Genomic DNA, 17,364 nt, shown 5'->3' on the forward strand with positions numbered 1-17,364 from the left:
GCCGTGGGTTCAAAGTGAAATTACACTTTAAATCCACGGCTCTTTTGTGTCTATTTGCTGGCAAAAACGATTAGGTTGTAATCATCGTTGATACAGGTCTGCAAAGTAATACGTTCGCCTCCGCCTGTTCCAGTGATTTGATCCCAATAGTCCGTTCCATCTGCGGCTATTCCTGAATCATCCACGGTCACGGTATGTGTCACGCTATAAGCAGTCACATTATTTGATCCATCCGATACTTCGATCGTAGCACCATTTCCTACTGAGAATAGTACATTGAAGATTCCAGGGTTATGACCGATAAAGTGAGTATTCGATCCATCGTTCCCAGATTGAACAGTCGCTCCACCCCAAGTTGCGACTTGATTAGGATTAGCATCAATGATCGCTTGGCCAGATCCCTGCCCTGCATTTGAATATGAAATCAATTGACCGTTGACCTTCAATTGGTCGGCCTGCATGGTTTCAGGAACAGGTGTTGCCGCATTTTGATTTTCTGGTGCTGCGGCTGGCTCACTAGCGGGAGCTGCTTCATTAATAGTAGGAGCAGGACGACTATTGGCTTCAGCAGTTTCTACTGCAGGAGCGGTTGCCGAATCTTGTTCAGCTGAACTACTAGCAGCTGTCGCAACTTCATTGCTGTTTTGTGCAGCCGATTCCTTCTCGCTATTTTTTGTTGATTGAACAGATGATGCTTCCTGACTAGCTGATGAAGCTGAAGCGTCCGTCGAATGGTTTGATTCCTCCGTCTTTTTACTACTAGACTGTTCTACTGTTTGTTGATCGGTGGTACTAGGCGAACTCGTTTCAGAATCTCCTAATATAGATGCTGCACCAGACGATAGGAACATGGCAGCGATAACGACAATTTTAAGATAGGTACTCATTTTCTATTTCCTCCTAAGCAAAGAGATTAGCTCTTGCTTATAAATTAACGGAAAATCGGTCCTATCAGTTGTATACTGCTCATAAAATAACCATTGATATTATATTTATTCGCTTAAAGCGATAATTAATCGGTTTTTGCTCAATATTTTCATAACTTTCTATTTTGTCGACAAAACTGGCGAGCACATAATTAGGAAAATTATTAATAGCGGGACTATTTTACAGTTTTATGAATAGTCATTGGGAACTAGTTGGTACTCATCAATGATGGCAAATAGTTCGAATCGCTCTTTTTTAGGTAAAGATTTTAAATAATCTTTTAAAAGATGCAAAGTGTCATTATTTGCTTTAATATCAATGTTTTCTACATCTATTCTGTAGTTATATTCTTTTCTAAAATATAAAACTAAAGTCATTATAAAGTTTTTATCAAGCTCTTTAAAAAGTCTTTTGTAAAACTCGGGCTTTTCTGGACTCAAATTGAGGTATTCTTCGAAATCTGCTGGTGCTGAAATATTTGTCGTAATTAGTCGGATTTTTTCCTCATAATCCGCGGCCGAATAAGCTTCTAGCAATCGATTAAATGCTGCTGCCGGCATTGTAGGAGGCAATTCTAATTGCTTCTTCCTAGGAGCGGTGGTAATAAAGAAGTGAACGGCGCTCTCAGCCTCTTTTAGCTGACGGACAGTCACTTGGAATTGCTGATAGATACGGTGATAATAGTCACTACGTTCAAATAATTGATTTAGCTCTGGAGGAGTATTTTCATTCTTGATCCGACCAAAGGCATATTGTGCCTCAATCCGATTAAATAAGAGTGTCGTGTTTTGATTTTTTCCAATTAATAGTTTTCCAATCATTTGTCGATAGACGATCTCAAATAAATTATTCACATCCTGACGATAATCGAATCCTAATTTTTGCTGGTACTGATCCAAAAGTTCATAGATTTGAACTGACGGAATACTTTTAAGAAAGAAAACTTCGGCGGCTAAATTGTGCAAATAGCACTCATAAAATTCAATACCGACATAATTTGCCGGAACAGCCTCCGCGAGTTGATAGTCAAGAAAAGCCTGATCAACCTCTGCTGCACCATAATCCAAATCATAGGTCGTGAAAAAATGCCAGATTTCCTCTAAGCTCTCTTCTAAGGATTCGATTCCAAAGCTTTGATAATTTTCTTTTATCGTCAAATAGAGAGTTTTCAATCTGGCTAATCGCTGCTTTAATTGTTCTTTCCCTTGTTCAAATCGTTCGGGCAGACTCCCTTCATTTCCATTTTCCAAAACAAACGCGATTGATTGTTGGATTCTCTCTGCTTCATCGATCGGCATGACGCTCGAACCACTTAAACGCTCTTGTAATTTCTCCATAAAAAAAGGATAAAATGCCAGATCTAATATTTCGTTTTTCATTCATCCGCCTCCATATCTGGAAAATCTTCAAATGATCCCTGCAACATTTCGAGATCACCTTGGTACGTTTGATAGCGCCGTTGAATTTCGTCAATGATTTCCTGATCGGTTATCTGACCAGGATGATACGCCCGCAAGTAATAGAAGATCGCTTGGCATACCGACAAATGCTCTAAATAATCACTTTTGTAAAATAGGGGTTCCGTGACTAAAAATCCTGCCAAAGCCTGTGAATTCTCCCAGCTAAAATCAAGCAAGTGATGCTCCTTGAAAAGCTGATTCCGTTCCTCAGCCAATTCAGAAAAATCGGCCGCCGATAATTGATAGCTCTTGTTGCTTACCTGAAGCTCTTGGTTTATCTTTGTCCGCGGTTCTTCCTTTCGTTCCGATAAATACTGGTTAAATAACGATAGATCAAATTGAGTCATTTCTGCACACGCTCCTATCAAAGACTTAATAGCACACCCGCAGCCAAAAGACAATCTTGAATTTCAGTCCAAAATGTGGTATTATAAAGAGAGTTAAGGAAGTTGATTTAAGCATTCCTTAACTTTTTTTGCGAGAAATATTGGGCGACCACTTCGTCACTCTGTACATAAAATAACTAAAGGAGCGATCTGATGATTCTTGCTACCTTACTCTATCTTTTAGCTGCGGCTTTTGTCATTTGGGTCTGGTCTCCACCTGCCCTGCCTCGGTTGATTATCATGATCGTGCTGATCATACTTTACTGGGCAACCTCTAAACGAATGAGTCACAACGGAAAGAAATAGAAAAAGCCAATCAGATCAAGTCTGATTGGCTTTTTTAAACGTGATTTTTTGAATCATGATTGGATTTAGCGGTACATCCTGTTCATCTGTCGCTTGAGCAGCAATCGCACGCACAACCGGCATCCCTTCGACGACTTGACCGAAAACAGTGTAGCGGCCATCTAGCTCTGGGATTCCGCCGACAGCTTCATAATGGGAACGGACTTTTAACGGCAAGTTCATCCGATACAGCTGTTCTTTGTCTACATAACTGCGCTGGACGATATAAAATTGATTGCCATTAGTATTTGGCCCATGATTGCCCAAGCACACCGCGCCATCAAAATGATACAAACCTTCATCTACTTCGTCTTCAAAGAATCCGTCATAAATTGACTGTCCTTCTTCGCCGGACCCGTCCAAGGCGCCCCCTTGAATCACAAAATCTTTGATTACGCGTGCAAAAGGCGTCCCGTCATAAAATCCTTGCTTCGCCAACCCGCGCCAATTTTTGACTGCTTTCGGCGCATCCTGCTGAAAGACTCGCAGAGTGATCATCCCTGCGTCTGTTTCAATCAGACAAAGCTCCTCGTTTGAGCGAATCGGCGTCAATTGCAGTAGATACTGATTTGGGTATTTGATCCCGTGATCCTGTTCAACGATTTTTTGGATATACCAGTCTAATTTCTGCTCATTTCCTAAACGCGCTACTTTGATCAAGTAGGTGTACTCCTTTTTGGGGGTTGCCACTCGATAGGAGACTAATCCGCGTAGATCATTATAGGAATCGCCTTTAACCTTATAAAGGGACACGAAATGCGCTTCTAAAAATGTTAAGGACTGACCTTTCAGCGAATTGAATTGTTTGGCTGTTTTTCCTAAAAGAAAGGACTTGATTGCTTCCTCTTCACCTAACGCTAACGCCTCTGTAAATGCAATCAATCGATCGTTGAGTTCCTTCTCATCCCAATGACGCGGGATTAATTGTTTGGTGACGGTTTCATCTATAAGTTTCTTTTTCGCGACCAACGCCGTGACTCCCAGTACTCCTGCGGCTAAAACAACTTTGCTCTTTTTCATACCTTACCTCCAACCTGCCTTTTCTTCCATTTTACCAGAAAAGAATCCGATCAGTCATTCCGCTAATGGCTAGTAAGAGTGAATTTTGAAAATAATTCGTTTGCGATATTTTTAGTTCGCATTATATTTTATAAAAAAAAGAGCAGATTCACTGCTCCATTCAATAGTTTGATTTACAACGATTTCTTAAACTTCTTGATTTTTTTCGCCGCCCACTCATAATGACTCGACGTCGCGGAAACAAAGTAGCTGCCTAATGTACTGCCGCCGACCCATAGGAACACATTTTTCGAAAATAGCTCCTCATTGGAAAATCCCTCTTCTAGATCCATCACCTGTTGATGACTTTCTGCCAGCAGGTCACGCGCATTCTCATAACTAGTCGTCTGATGCTTCTCCCAAAACTCAATATTCATTGCCCCGTAGCTTTTCCAATTATAGCCCTCTTTTAAGAATTGCTTAGCCTCACCGGCCTGATTCGCCTTCACCCAATTCAGCAGCAGTTGATGCCATTCATACAAATGGATCAATACATCCCGCAAATTTTTGTCTCGTGTCCAGTGAGCCTGCTTTTCATTTTCAACATCAAAGGTAAAATTACTGTCCACTTCTTCGTTTGGGATAGAATCCAATAGGTCGATCATTTTCTTATACCCATCATTCCCTGCTTGGATCAAATCATTTTTAGTCGTTGGTCTTGCCATCATTTTTTCCTCCTCATAGTTAGTGAATCGAACTGATTCATCTCTCTTTCATTACAATCAGTATGGACCAACACGTAACGTGGGAGTCAAGCATAATTAATATTTTTTTTTATAGTCAGAAAAAAACCTCTCCAGTGATCCACCAGAGAAGTTTTTCGTTTAAATGATCCCTTTATCAATTTGCTTCAATTTGCGATAATGGGCATTCGTTTGTTTTAATTCATTCGGACGACCTTGCATCGCCAAGTGGCCATCTTCGATAAAGATAACCTGATCCATCGCGTCGATTCCCTGCAAATGATGCGTGATCCAAATAACCGTTTTATCTTCCAGTTCATGGAAGAAAGTGTTGATCAACGCCTGCTCGGTTACTGGATCAAGTCCGACCGTTGGTTCATCCAACAGAATAATCGGCGCCTCTTGCAATAATATCCGGGCTAATGCCAAACGCTGACGTTCACCACCGGAAAAGCGTAAGCCGGCTTCGTCCACCATCGTTTCTAGTCCATCCGGCAGACTTTCTACCAGCTCTCTCAGCTCGACACGGTTTAAGACTTGCCAAAGCTCTGCTTCGGTCGCTGACTCGCGGCCGATTCGCAAATTATTCGCGATCGTGGTATGGAATAAGTACAGTGTTTGATGGATAACGCCTAAATAGCTGCTGATGTCATCACCAAACTTGTAGGTCTCTTCTCCATTTAACGTGATTGCCCCTTCAGTTGCTCGCAGATCGCCGCGAATCAAATTGGCTAACGTACTCTTGCCAGAACCGCTGCGTCCTAAAATCGCGATTTTTTCGCCTGGGTGCAACGTCAGATCAATGCCCGACAACACCTTTTTGGCACTTTCGGGATAATGATAATGAACCTGATCGATTTTCAAAGTAACTGGTCCCGAAATACTTGGTACTGCGGATTGATTTTTCTGAATCGCTGGCAGATCATTCAAATTTTTGATCGAGTCCTGATAGCTATTGGTTTCTTGAGCCGCAGCTGGCAACGGCGCAAAGGCATCGATCAAAGGAAAGACTGATAAAACAAATGCCGCGATCCAGTTGGCCGCCCCACCATGATTGCCAGGAAATTGCCGGCTCGTCCATAGTAGTAAAGCAAGCGTGATCACACCAAACATCAGCTGCAAAACGAAGTTGCGTTTTCGTTGGAAACTTTGTAATTTCCGATTCACTTCCCGCAAAGCTTCTTCCGATTCCTCATGGTGGTTCACATAATCCTGCCCCCGTTGACTAAAGATCCAATCGGACACACCTAAAACATTATCCGTCAAATCACTGTAAAGCTGATTCTTCATTTGTTTCTGCTGCTCTTGCCGTGCGCCATTAATGATTACTGACCACAGCGGCAACAAAAAGACTACGATGCCTAAAAGCAGCAGCATCGCCAAAGCGAAGAACGGTGAAAAATAGCCGATCCCGATAATGATGAAGGCATACAGCAGCCAAGCGATAATCGTTGGAAAAATCGTCCGCAGATACAAATTTTGAATATGATTGATATCTTCGGAAAGCAAGCCAAGAATATCCCCTGTCCGATGATTCTGTTTGAAGAAGATCGCGTCTTGCTCCAAGGAATCGTAGAGCTTCACGCGCAAATTTGAGGTCATTTTCAAAACCCAATTGTGACTGACTAACCGTTCAACATAACGAAAGACTGGACGACCAATCCCAAATGCCCGTGTCAAAACGATTGGAACATAGATCAGCAAGATATTTTCCGGCAATGACGCCGCCCGACTGATCAAAAATCCGGAATTGAACATTAATGCACCAGCACAGAAAAAGGTAATGAATCCCAGCACCAAAGCAAGAATCAACGATCTTTTATATTGTTTGAAGAAGGGCTTGACCCATTCATCCGTTTTTAAGACTTGAAATAAGCCGATTCGATTCATGCTTTTTCACCTCGCAATGCTTGACTCAATTTCGTAAAAGCGCCATTTTTCTGCTGCAATTCGGCTAAAGTTCCTTGTTCGACTAATTTGCCATGATCCATCACCAGCAGATAATCCATTTCGGCTAACCAATGCAGGCGGTGAGTCGCAAAGAAGACCAAATGATTTTCCATCAGCGGCAGCATCCGCTCCTTCAATTCCACTTCTGTCTCGATATCTAAATGAGCAGTTGGTTCATCGAACAATAAAATTTTCCGTTCTTGATCCAAGAACGCCCGCGCCAAAGCGATTCGTTGTGCTTGTCCGCCGCTGAGTGTTCGGGCACCCTCGCCTAGATTCGTGTCCAAACCTTCTGGCAATTCGTTTAACAAATCCGTCAAACCGGTCACTTCGATCGCTTTTAGAATTTCTTCATCACTAGCTTGCGGATGATAAAAAGCGATGTTCTCCCGAACTGAGCGTTGGAAAATATAAGGATTTTGCGGAATATAAACCAGTTGTTCTTGCCATTGAGGCTGGTCAAAGGCCGGCAGCTCGTGCTCATTAAAGCGAAGCTGACTTTCATCCGGTCGTAAAAAACCGCTCAGTAAATTGATCAGTGTTGATTTGCCGGAACCGCTCATCCCGATGATCCCGATTTTTTTATAGCCTTGCACTATAAAATCAACTTCCGCGCCTAGTTTTTCTTCATAGTTAAAACGCATATTCACGTCCAATTGACTATCTTCCGACCACGTTGGCAAGCCGATCGTCGCATCTTGGCTTTCTGGCAACTCTAAAATCTGATTGACCTCATCCATCGCGTTCTTGCCGTCCAAAGTCGCATGATAATCACTTGAAAAATCACGGATCGGTAAGAAATACTCAGGTGCTAAAATCAAGACCGTCAATGCTGGAAACAAAAGAATCGCTTCATTGATCAGACGCAAACCTAAGAGAACCGCGACCACTGCCACAGATAATGTTGTAAAGAAGTCCAGCGCAAACGTTGATAAAATCGCGACCTTCAACGTGCTCATCGTCGCTTTTCGGAAACGTTCGCTGGTTGTAAAAATACTCTTGCTGTACTGCTTGCTGATTCCGAAGAATTTCAACGTGTCGATTCCTCGCAGCGAATCAATAAAGTGGTTCGACAATACTTGGAAAACCTTATATTGCTTGTCCGCTTTACTTTGTGCCGCATAGCCCAAAATGATCATAAAAATAATGATCAACGGGAACACGATCAATAAGACCACGCCCGATTCCCAGTCCATAAAAAAGATCGCGACTAGTAAAATCCACGGAATGATCATCATATTCAGCATTTTCGGCAGAATCAAATGCAAGTACTCTTCTACTTGATTAATCCCGTCCAGTGCGGTCGTGACCACACTCCCTGTGCCCTGCTTTTGTACAACTTGAGGACCTAAGTGAAAAATCTTCCGCAGCAATTGACTGCGTAGATCCTTGGCCTGCTGATAAGCATATTCTTCTAACGCGTGCTCCCGCAAATAAGTCATTAAATGCCGCAACGCGAAAGAAACAAAGAACAGCAGCAGCCAAGTTAGTTGTTTGTTCAGCCCTTCCCCGTTCCATAAATGCGTAATGGTCATGGATAGACCATACGCTTGCCCAATTATAAAGATTGCTTGCAGGACAGCAGATCCTGCAAGCAACATTAGAACTTTTTTGATACCGGGAAGTTGTAATAACTTCTTGTCGATCATGATTGAACTCCTAATTCCTAATAAAGTATTCATTTTTCAAAATCCGAAAAATGAGTTTTACTGTCATCACGTATGCCATCCAACTAGTTCATTAATGTTAATAGAATAATAAACGTCGTTAGTTTTTTACTTCAAGTAAACTGTTAAGAGTTGGACTGGTACTCCACCGCATGCGGATGCTTGATCCGTTTACGGAAAATATAGTATGTCCAGGCTGTATAGCCTAATACGAACGGTAAGATCGTCAATGAAATATAAGACATAACCTTCAATGTATAAGGACTTGATGACGCATTTTGGATCAATAGATCATTGCCTGGGATCGAGCTGATCAATACCCGTGGGAACAATCCGCTGAACAATAATACAACTAAAGCAACCAAGGTCAATCCGCTGGTGATAAACGCCAGCATTTCCTTGTTTCTGAAGACAGAGACATTGGCAATCACAGTAAGTAAAACGATCACTGCCAATAAAATCAACGTCACCGCAAAATTATTTTGGAAGAAATCCGTTTTGAAATACATCAATACTGCGAACGCAACTAACCCGAAATACAACACACCGTATAATACTTGCGCGTAGTTTTTCGCCCGATAACGAACCGGACCTTCTGTACGCAATGCGATATAGTTCAAGCCGTGCAAGTAGCACAACAGCGTCAAAGCTACTCCGCCGACGATTGAATACAAGTTAATGTAATCGGTAAAGGCAGCCATCATATTGTGATTCGCATCAAGCGGCATCCCTTGGATCATACTGATGAACAAAACACCAAAGAAGAATGGCACGATGAAACTACCTACACTCAATGTCCAGTTCCATAATTGTTTTCGTTCCTTCGGCATACTGCTGCGGAATTCAAAAGACACTCCGCGAATGATCAAGCCGAATAAAATGATAAACAGGATCAAATAGTAGCCGCTGAACAGTGACGCATACCAATATGGGAAAGAAGCGAACATCGCTCCGCCAGCCGTCAATAGCCAAACTTCATTACCGTCCCAAACCGGTCCAATCGTTTGGACGATCTGATCTTTTTCATGCTCGTCATGAGCCAGCGTTTGAACAGACATGCCGACACCAAAATCAAAACCTTCTAAGAAGAAGAAACCGGAAAACAGGACGCCGATCAATAAGAACCATAATAATTGTAAACTACTCATGAGAGAACGCCCCCTTGTCGAAAGGATCAATTGAATCTTGATCAGATTTGTTGCCTTCATCTAATTCTGGACCCTTGTTTAATTCACGTCTAACTAAATAAATCATCGTTACCGCTAATCCTGAGAATAATAAGAAATAAACGATATTCGAAATCAATAGTGAAGTAACCGAAACATTAGGTGAGACACTGTCTTCGATCGTGAATAAACCATAAACAGTCCAAGGATAACGACCTAGTTCAGTCACTAGCCAGCCGGCAGTATTTGCTAAGAATGGGGCAAACGTACAAAGACCCATCACCCACAGCATCCAGCGTTTTTCATAAAGAATCGGTTTCTTCTTACGGGTAAAGAACAAGCCAAGTATTGAAACTAACAACATCAGCATACCAAAGCCGGCCATGATCCGGAAGTTCCAGAACAAAACATTTACCGGCGGATAATAATTCCGATCCCCGTATTTTTTGATCAATTCTTTATTGACTGTGTCCATCCCTTTAATAGAGCCAGACGGTTTATTATAGGAAAGAATACTTAGCATATACGGAATTTGAACGCCGAACACTTGCTTGTGCTCCCGTTCATTGTCCCAAGCAATCAGCGTCCAAGCTGCCGGGTCGCCCGTATCCTCATACGTTCCTTCCATCGCCGCAAACTTCATCGGCTGACCTTCAATCAACGCCTTCATTTGCGCATCACCTGCACCTAAAACCATGATCGAGCCAAATAAAGTAACTACTAGCCCGATACGCATCGATTTCATGAAGAACTCACGCGTTTTTTTGTCTTTGCGTTTTAACAATTGGAATGCCGCAAGACCTGCCGCAATCATTCCGCCCATTGTGATCGCCGCCGCGATTACATGGCCAAATTCATACCAGACCTTTGGATTGGCAATGACCGCACCAAAATCGGTCATTTCTGCTCGACCATTACGAAGAACATAACCGACCGGATGCTGCATAAAACTATTTGCTGCTAAAATCCAGAAAGCCGATAACATTGAAGCGATAGTTACTAACCAAATAAAGATGACATGTGTCCGCGGTTTCACACGATCCCATGTAAACATCCAGAGTCCTAAGAACGTCGACTCCATAAAGAAAGCTAACAAAGCTTCTATTGCTAATGGCGCGCCAAAAATATCTCCGACGAACCGTGAATAATCCGACCAGTTCATCCCAAATTGAAATTCTTGGATGATCCCAGTCACGACGCCCACCGCAAAGCTTAATAGGAAAATATTTCCCCAAAATTTCGCCAATTGACGGTATTTTTCATTTTTCGTTTTTACAAATAACGTTTCCATAATGGCAACTACCAAGACCATCCCGATTGAGAATGGCACGAAGAAAAAGTGAAAAACCGTTGTCATAGCGAACTGAAAGCGGGCCAACGTCACTATATCCATTTTAATTCCTCCCCTACTGTTGTGAATAACAAAACTAAAATAAAACCCTTTCTGTAATTACTATAATCCTTAACAAATAAATTGCCAAATGTTCAGCTTAAGCGCTTTTTATTATTCATGAGAGCAACGGAGGAAAATAACTATTTGCCGTTAAAAATTTCCTGATTGATGGAGAAAATAGTTTTCCAATTCCCGCTGGTTTGACATAAATCTCACTTTAAAAATCATTTTACCTACATCTTTTAATGAGAAATTTGTACCATTAGAATAATTTTTCTTTTTAAAGAAAAAAAGCCGCTCGATCATCAATATTAGATCGAGTGGCTTTCTGTTTTATTCCGCTCCGCAATAAACCTCAAGATGCTGCGGCAATACTTTGAAACTCAAAGGCAGCTCTGGACCTTCATCGCCATCAACACTAGGATGCAGATCAGCATCCTCTTTCACCGTCAATCGTCCTTCTTTAAAGGGTGTATACCCAATATTTTCAGTGGACTGATCGACACCTTTGATAATGTCCGGCACGCTCTTCAACCGATCCGTAATGCTCTGATCTTTTAGATAAAGCAGATAAAGATTTCCGTCATTATTTTTAGCCTCGGGTACGATGTGAGTAAATCCGCCAATCGTGCGCGTCAATACGATCACAACGGCGCTGCTTTCGATCTCCGTTTTTTCTCCGTCAATTTCCAAAGTAAAATGATAGTTTTCATCATTGAATACCTCTTTGACTCCGTTTACGAAATACGCCAGCTTGCCGAATTTGGTCTTCTCTTCTACGTCTACATCACTAATGGCCTCGGGTATACTGCCCACGGACACGATATTCATGAAATAGTCCTCATTGATTTTGCCAATATCCAAGGAAGTCTTTCGCTCGCTATCAAACGATGCGATCGCCTCTTTCGGGTCCATTGGAATATTCAACGAACGGCCTAAGTCATTGACTGTACCTAACGGGAAAAAGCCGAACTTCGGTCGATAATCCTGTTCTGCTAATCCGCTGATTGCTTCATTGACTGTTCCATCGCCGCCCATTGCAAAGACACTGTCCGCTTTTGCTTCTGCGGCCTCACGAGCAAACTTAGTTGCATCGCCGCCTTTTTCTGTTTCCCGAACTTCTACTTCGTCAAAAAACTGCTCTAGTTTTTTCCGAGCTTGACCCGAGTATTTTTTTGCCTCTTCATTCCCAGAGCTGGGATTGACGATCAAGACTGCTTTTTTCATAGTTTCATTTCTCCCCTTTTCGGTTATCTGGAAAATTAGTATCAAGTATCCGTTTTCTAGTTCAGTATAACAGGTAGAGGGCGATTTACCTTTGGTGATGCCTCCCACGAAAAAGAGCCCAAAGCCAAAGGAATCTTTTTTATCAAAGATTCTTTCAGTTTAGGCGATAATTATATTTAATCAGCACAAACTATGGGCAATGGCTGCGCGCTATTCATCACCCTTTTGTTGATACTGTTTTGATTTTTTCCACGTCGAATTATACCCTTCAGCTTAACCTCTAAGCCATTCTAATAGCCGCTTTCGCCTCTTTTTCGGCGGCGATTCGCCAGCTGTAGATTTGGGCTTTTCTTTCATTCGAACGGTTAGGATCATTCGCACAGGCTCTGTACTCTGATCCATACTAAGGTCTTCGAGTGTCCCGTTTGGCGGTATGATTGCCAGCACTAGGGACACTGCCTCATGTTGGCTTGGCTCTTCTGCGTTCACACATTCTGGTAATTCAACTACTTGACGCAGGATGTCTGGTTGAATCATTTTTTGTTCCACGATTAATTCTCGCAGATCGCGGATCGGTTCTGCAGAATTTTCCGTTGATTCAATTATCGGCTCGACTGTTGGAACTGTCTGCGTTTTAACAGATTCAGCCCTTGTCATAGCAGTTGCTTCATCGTTCGTTGGATCATTTTTATCAAAAATCGGAGTCACGATCGTTTCGACAAATTTTGCAGTCACGACTTTTTGGAACAAGCCGACACCGTCTTTTTCGAATAGATTGAGCGCCGTTAACTTTTCTAAGGATGTTTTGATTTCTGTCGCGGATTTACTGGTATCTGGGTCTTTCATACTCCAGCGATGGTTTCTGCCATTGCTGTTTTCAAATGTTGCGGCTAAATTTATCATTTATTTTTATCATTTCTTTTCGATTTTTTTACTGCTGCTCCTTCGTCAAGACCCAGCCAATCCTTCTAAGGGCTCTTTGATAAATTGCGTATATAATTGCTCAAGCTTTTCAGCGATATAGGTTTTGATTGGAAATAGGCGGAGCGTTAATAACCGCCACTCCTTCGCTTCAAAATATTCTTTGAAGTAGACATAATAACGACGCAATGCTCGGGTCGATTTGGTTTTCATAAATAGACGGCGGACGAGGTCATACATGAAGAAGGAGAAATCGGCTTCTCCCAGTTCATCTCTTACTTGAAGCGCTATCAAAATTTTGACTGTCTGCGCTTCATCGCGAGTTTCTTCGTAATAGGTGCTCGTACGTTTCTCAATAGTCTTTCGTTTTAACGTAAATAATTGTCTCGGTGTAAATAGGGTTTCTGACATGCTGTCGCCTCCTTTTTTCATTTTCTGCTTGTGATCACGCCTAAACGATACGTCAAAAAAAGCAGTAAAGTCAACGAGGTTTTTCACTTTGTCGGGAAATGTCTCAAAAACGCGACATTTTTTGCCGAATTTCACGAATTTGAAAAAAACTATTGACAAAAATCCGGCCTTTTTGGTACTTTCCTCATAAAAAAAGACACCTGCACCTTTCGACTCATGTTTCAGAAATAACCACAAAAAACTGGAACCCTTCGCTAAGACGAGAGGTTCCAGCTTTTTTAATATCTATTAGTCGTTCAAGTTGTAGCGCAATTTCATTTTTTCTGAACCTGAGATGACCATATCGCCAAATAGTTTGGTTTGACGAGTGAAAGATTCTTCTGCTAATTTTTCATTGGCAGCTTCCAAGAATTTTTGGACATCAGATTGATCTGCAACAGCCTTGTCGGTTTCATTTTGAATACCGTGGTAGGCAGACATTGCTTGCAATTCAAAGGTATTGCGGAAATCAACGTAGAAATTGTAATCCGTATCCCCAAGTAAAGCAGTTGCACAGCTTAACCAGTACATATTATTCATGTCAAAAGTACCAGTCGCATCTTTATAGCATGCTGGTGTGTCATTAACATTTGAATAGAATGGCACGACAGTATTAAAGGTATTCGCACCATAAGCTAACCAGTGAACACCAGCGATTTCAGCTGGTACACCGTTACGAATTTGTAAAATGTGTACATTGTGGTTACGGTTGATCCCGATTGGACGAATCAAGGTTTTTTCTGCTTCTGTCCCGTCGCCGTAAGGATCGTATTTCGTATTTTCAAAGTGAGAGCTTAACACAAATTTCACGTCTTCAATGGAGATTTTGCGGTTCGCATGACAAATGAATGGCAAATCTTGATCCATTGGGTCTTGTTCCACTTCAGGAGTGAAATATTTTTGACCGTACCAAGCACGCGGATTGTTATACACTGTATCTTTAATAGAAGAACTACCAAAAATGTGGCGCAAGTTGTAGCCTTCAAAATCTGGATTCAAGTGATTATCTTCAATCAATGCTTGCAAATCATCAGAGCAAAGCGTATCAGCAGAATCAAAATCAAAGTCGTCGATATTCATGCGGTTTGGTGCAACTACGTAGGCATCATCTGGGATACGTACTGCTGCCCAATGATGGCCGCCGATTGTTTCCAACCACCAAACGTCATCTTGATCAGAAAAAGCGATCCCGTTTGGTTCGTAAGTTCCGTATTGTTTTAGCAATGCGCCTAAACGTTCAACGCCTTCTTTGGCACTGTGAATATAAGGTAAAACTAAAGTAACAAGATCTTCTTCTCCAATCCCACCTCCAACATAAGGATCGATTCCTTGAATCCGCGGATTAGTTGTGATTGTTTCAGTTGCAGACATCGCGATATTTTCGCTGTTGATCCCCGCAGCTGGCCAGATACCATTGGTTAAAATAGAATTTGGCATTGATGTGTAACGCATTGGATTGTCAGGCAATTCAACTTTCACACCGCTGATTACTGCTTGATAGTTTCTTGGCTGGTCTTCTGGTTGAACGACTACAAAACGTTGTGGGTCCAGAGCTTCATGCCCATCATCGTTCCTTGAAATAATAGTTGAGCCATCGATTGATGCTTTCTTTCCGACTAGTACAGTGGTACATGAACCTTTTACTCTTTTTGTCATACTTGAAACACTCTCCCTTTTCATGGTATCTCAAGTATAACGCTAAAAAAATTAAACACCAAATGAAACCCTATTGGAAGATTTCGGCTACTAATTTTCCAGTTTCTGCTGTTCCCTGTTCTTCTAGTGAACGGACAATTTTCGAACCGATCACCACGCCATCACAGACCTGTTGGAAGTTTTTGACCTGCTCGCTCGTTGAGATGCCAAAGCCCGCCAATACCGGAATTTTGCTGGCTGACTTAACCTTCGCTAAATGCTCCATCAGATCCTGACGGAAATTTTGATCCGTTCCGGTTATTCCATTGACTGTTACTGCGTAAATGAAACCTTCTGCCTCTGCAGTCAACTCCTCGATCCGTTCCGTGGGACTCGTTAAGGAGACTAAGGTCAACAAGGCCATCTCACCTAAATCTGGTGTCACCAAATTGCGATGCTCATAAGGCAAATCCGGAATAATCAAACCTTGAACGGCCGTCCCCTGCAAATCATGCACCAGCTCCTTGATCCCATAATGGAAGAAAGAATTACTGTAGCCCATCAAAATCAACGGCACCTCTGAATGGATTTCATGCAATGTTGCGATCAATTTTTTCAAGGTGACTTGTTGGGCAAACGCTCGCAATCCTGCTGCTTGTATCGTTGGCCCATCTGCGACTGGATCGGAAAAAGGGACACCCAGCTCAATCGCAGCAGCCCCCTGTTCGGCCAGCATCACGATTTCTTCTGCTAATTTATCTAAGCCCTGTGCGCCCGCCATAATATAAGGCACGAATAATTTTTCTGTTTCCGCTTTGTTTTTTAAGTTTTGCGTCAATGGTTTCATTTTGCTGCCTCCATTCGTTCTTTGATTTGCTGAACATCTTTGTCCCCGCGACCGGAAAGATTCATGACGATGATTTGATCCTTGTCCATCGTCGGCGCCACCTTCATAACTTGCGCTAATGCGTGAGAGCTTTCCAACGCTGGAATAATCCCTTCTAATTGAGAAAGATAATGAAATGCTTCAACCGCCTCATCGTCATCGATCGCCGCATATTCTGCCCGACCAATATCATGTAGAAATGAATGTTCTGGACCGATCCCAGGATAATCTAACCCGGCAGAGATCGAGAAAGCCTCTAATACTTGACCATCATCATCTTGCAGCAAGTGCATTTTTGCACCATGCAGGACACCTACACTCCCCTTATTGATTGAGGCCGCATGTTCATCGGTATCTAATCCATGACCTGACGCTTCCACTCCCATTAATCGAACGTCTTCGTCTTCGATAAACGGATAAAACATCCCCATCGCATTGCTTCCGCCGCCGACACAAGCCATTACCAAATCAGGCAATCGTCCTTCTGCTTCCAGAATTTGTTTACGTGTCTCGATACCGATCACGCTTTGATAGTCTCGAACGATCTCAGGAAATGGATGCGGCCCTAAAACCGACCCCATCACATAATGGGTGTCCTCCACCGTTGCGACCCAGTAGCGTAAAGCCTCATTCACGGCATCCTTCAAGGTCTTACTGCCGGAAGTCACACTTTCCACTTTTGCCCCTAAAAGCTCCATTCGAAAGACATTCAGGGCCTGACGCTTCACATCGACCTCACCCATAAAGATTGTACATTCCATTCCGAATAGCGCAGCCGCGGTGGCCGTTGCCACCCCATGTTGACCCGCGCCAGTTTCAGCGACAACTTTGCGTTTGCCCATCTTTTTGGCTAACAATACTTGTCCTAAAGCATTATTAATTTTATGTGCACCAGTGTGGTTCAAGTCCTCGCGCTTCAAATAAATTTTGGCTCCGCCTAAGTCATTGGTCAAACGTTCCGCAAAATAAAGTGGATTTTCCCGACCTACATATTGCTTCAGATAGTACATCAACTCTTTTTGAAATTCTGGATCTTGCTTCGATTCCTCGTAAGTCGCTTCCAATTCTTGGATCGCATACATTAATGTTTCGGGAACAAACTTCCCGCCATATTCCCCGTAGAAACCTTCCTGATTCGGTTCTTGATACATGAAATCACTCCTTAAATTTTCTTTTCTTACATTCATTCATTTATAAATTTAAAAATCA

Annotated in this window: 16 protein-coding genes; 1 reads left to right on the forward strand and 15 read right to left on the reverse strand. The window is 42.4% G+C overall.

The window, feature by feature from the left end; all coding sequences use genetic code 11:
• Nucleotides 1–50 precede the first annotated feature (50 nt).
• From I585_RS12270 to I585_RS12280, 3 genes are all read right to left on the reverse strand, one after another.
• Nucleotides 51–887, reverse strand: coding sequence for a class F sortase (locus I585_RS12270; protein ID WP_010742105.1), 837 nt, complete (start codon nt 885–887; stop codon nt 51–53).
• A 228-nt stretch (nt 888–1,115) separates the two neighbouring features.
• Nucleotides 1,116–2,306 carry a DUF6179 domain-containing protein gene (locus I585_RS12275; RefSeq protein WP_010742106.1) on the reverse strand — a complete coding sequence of 397 codons (1,191 nt, stop codon included), beginning with the start codon at nt 2,304–2,306 and terminating at the stop codon, nt 1,116–1,118.
• Nucleotides 2,303–2,734 (reverse strand): DUF6323 family protein, encoded by a 432-nt coding sequence (locus tag I585_RS12280; protein WP_010742107.1) that lies wholly within the window; start codon nt 2,732–2,734, stop codon nt 2,303–2,305. The genes I585_RS12275 and I585_RS12280 overlap by 4 nt, the downstream gene beginning before the upstream one ends.
• Before the next feature lie 192 nt (nt 2,735–2,926).
• On the opposite strand from I585_RS12280, the gene I585_RS23400 reads away from it, so the two are divergent.
• Nucleotides 2,927–3,079 carry a hypothetical protein gene (locus I585_RS23400; protein ID WP_010742108.1) on the forward strand — a complete coding sequence of 51 codons (153 nt, stop codon included), beginning with the start codon at nt 2,927–2,929 and terminating at the stop codon, nt 3,077–3,079.
• Nucleotides 3,080–3,094: 15 nt separating this feature from the next.
• Here I585_RS23400 and I585_RS12285 read toward each other — a convergent pair whose 3' ends face one another.
• The 12 genes from I585_RS12285 to trpB form a co-directional block, all read right to left on the reverse strand.
• Entirely contained in the window at nt 3,095–4,138 is a 1,044-nt protein-coding gene (locus tag I585_RS12285; RefSeq protein WP_010742109.1) for a peptidylprolyl isomerase, read from the reverse strand.
• A gap of 173 nt (nt 4,139–4,311) precedes the next feature.
• Nucleotides 4,312–4,842, reverse strand: a complete 531-nt coding sequence (locus I585_RS12290; RefSeq protein ID WP_034708972.1) for a ClbS/DfsB family four-helix bundle protein — start codon at nt 4,840–4,842, stop codon at nt 4,312–4,314.
• 159 nt (nt 4,843–5,001) lie between these two features.
• Nucleotides 5,002–6,750, reverse strand: a complete 1,749-nt coding sequence (gene cydC, locus I585_RS12295; protein ID WP_010742111.1) for a thiol reductant ABC exporter subunit CydC — start codon at nt 6,748–6,750, stop codon at nt 5,002–5,004.
• A complete protein-coding gene (cydD, locus tag I585_RS12300; RefSeq protein WP_010742112.1) occupies nt 6,747–8,459 on the reverse strand; it encodes a thiol reductant ABC exporter subunit CydD in 1,713 nt (570 codons plus the stop codon). Before cydD ends, cydC begins: the two co-directional genes overlap by 4 nt.
• Nucleotides 8,460–8,602: 143 nt before the next feature.
• Nucleotides 8,603–9,625, reverse strand: a complete 1,023-nt coding sequence (gene cydB / locus I585_RS12305) for a cytochrome d ubiquinol oxidase subunit II (RefSeq protein ID WP_010742113.1) — start codon at nt 9,623–9,625, stop codon at nt 8,603–8,605.
• The gene (locus I585_RS12310) at nt 9,618–11,036 is read right to left on the reverse strand and encodes a cytochrome ubiquinol oxidase subunit I (protein ID WP_010742114.1); all 1,419 of its coding nucleotides are present in this window, start codon (nt 11,034–11,036) and stop codon (nt 9,618–9,620) included. The genes cydB and I585_RS12310 overlap by 8 nt, the downstream gene beginning before the upstream one ends.
• Before the next feature lie 333 nt (nt 11,037–11,369).
• Nucleotides 11,370–12,263: a diacylglycerol/lipid kinase family protein gene (locus tag I585_RS12315; RefSeq protein ID WP_010742115.1), complete on the reverse strand. Its 894-nt coding sequence runs from the start codon at nt 12,261–12,263 to the stop codon at nt 11,370–11,372.
• Between the two features lie 273 nt (nt 12,264–12,536).
• On the reverse strand, nt 12,537–13,166 hold the full coding sequence (locus tag I585_RS12320; RefSeq protein WP_010742116.1) for a DUF2922 domain-containing protein: 630 nt from the start codon (nt 13,164–13,166) through the stop codon (nt 12,537–12,539).
• A gap of 45 nt (nt 13,167–13,211) precedes the next feature.
• Nucleotides 13,212–13,595, reverse strand: coding sequence for a hypothetical protein (locus tag I585_RS12325; protein ID WP_010742117.1), 384 nt, complete (start codon nt 13,593–13,595; stop codon nt 13,212–13,214).
• 288 nt (nt 13,596–13,883) lie between these two features.
• Nucleotides 13,884–15,290 (reverse strand): C69 family dipeptidase, encoded by a 1,407-nt coding sequence (locus I585_RS12330; RefSeq protein WP_034708974.1) that lies wholly within the window; start codon nt 15,288–15,290, stop codon nt 13,884–13,886.
• A gap of 70 nt (nt 15,291–15,360) precedes the next feature.
• A complete protein-coding gene (trpA, locus tag I585_RS12335; RefSeq protein WP_010742119.1) occupies nt 15,361–16,116 on the reverse strand; it encodes a tryptophan synthase subunit alpha in 756 nt (251 codons plus the stop codon).
• Complete coding sequence (gene trpB, locus I585_RS12340) at nt 16,113–17,306, reverse strand: tryptophan synthase subunit beta (RefSeq protein WP_010742120.1); 1,194 nt, start codon at nt 17,304–17,306, stop codon at nt 16,113–16,115. The genes trpA and trpB overlap by 4 nt, the downstream gene beginning before the upstream one ends.
• Between the last annotated feature and the right edge of the window lie 58 nt (nt 17,307–17,364).

It is taken from the genome of Enterococcus malodoratus ATCC 43197, from assembly GCF_000407185.1.
Lineage (GTDB): Bacteria > Bacillota > Bacilli > Lactobacillales > Enterococcaceae > Enterococcus_A > Enterococcus_A malodoratus.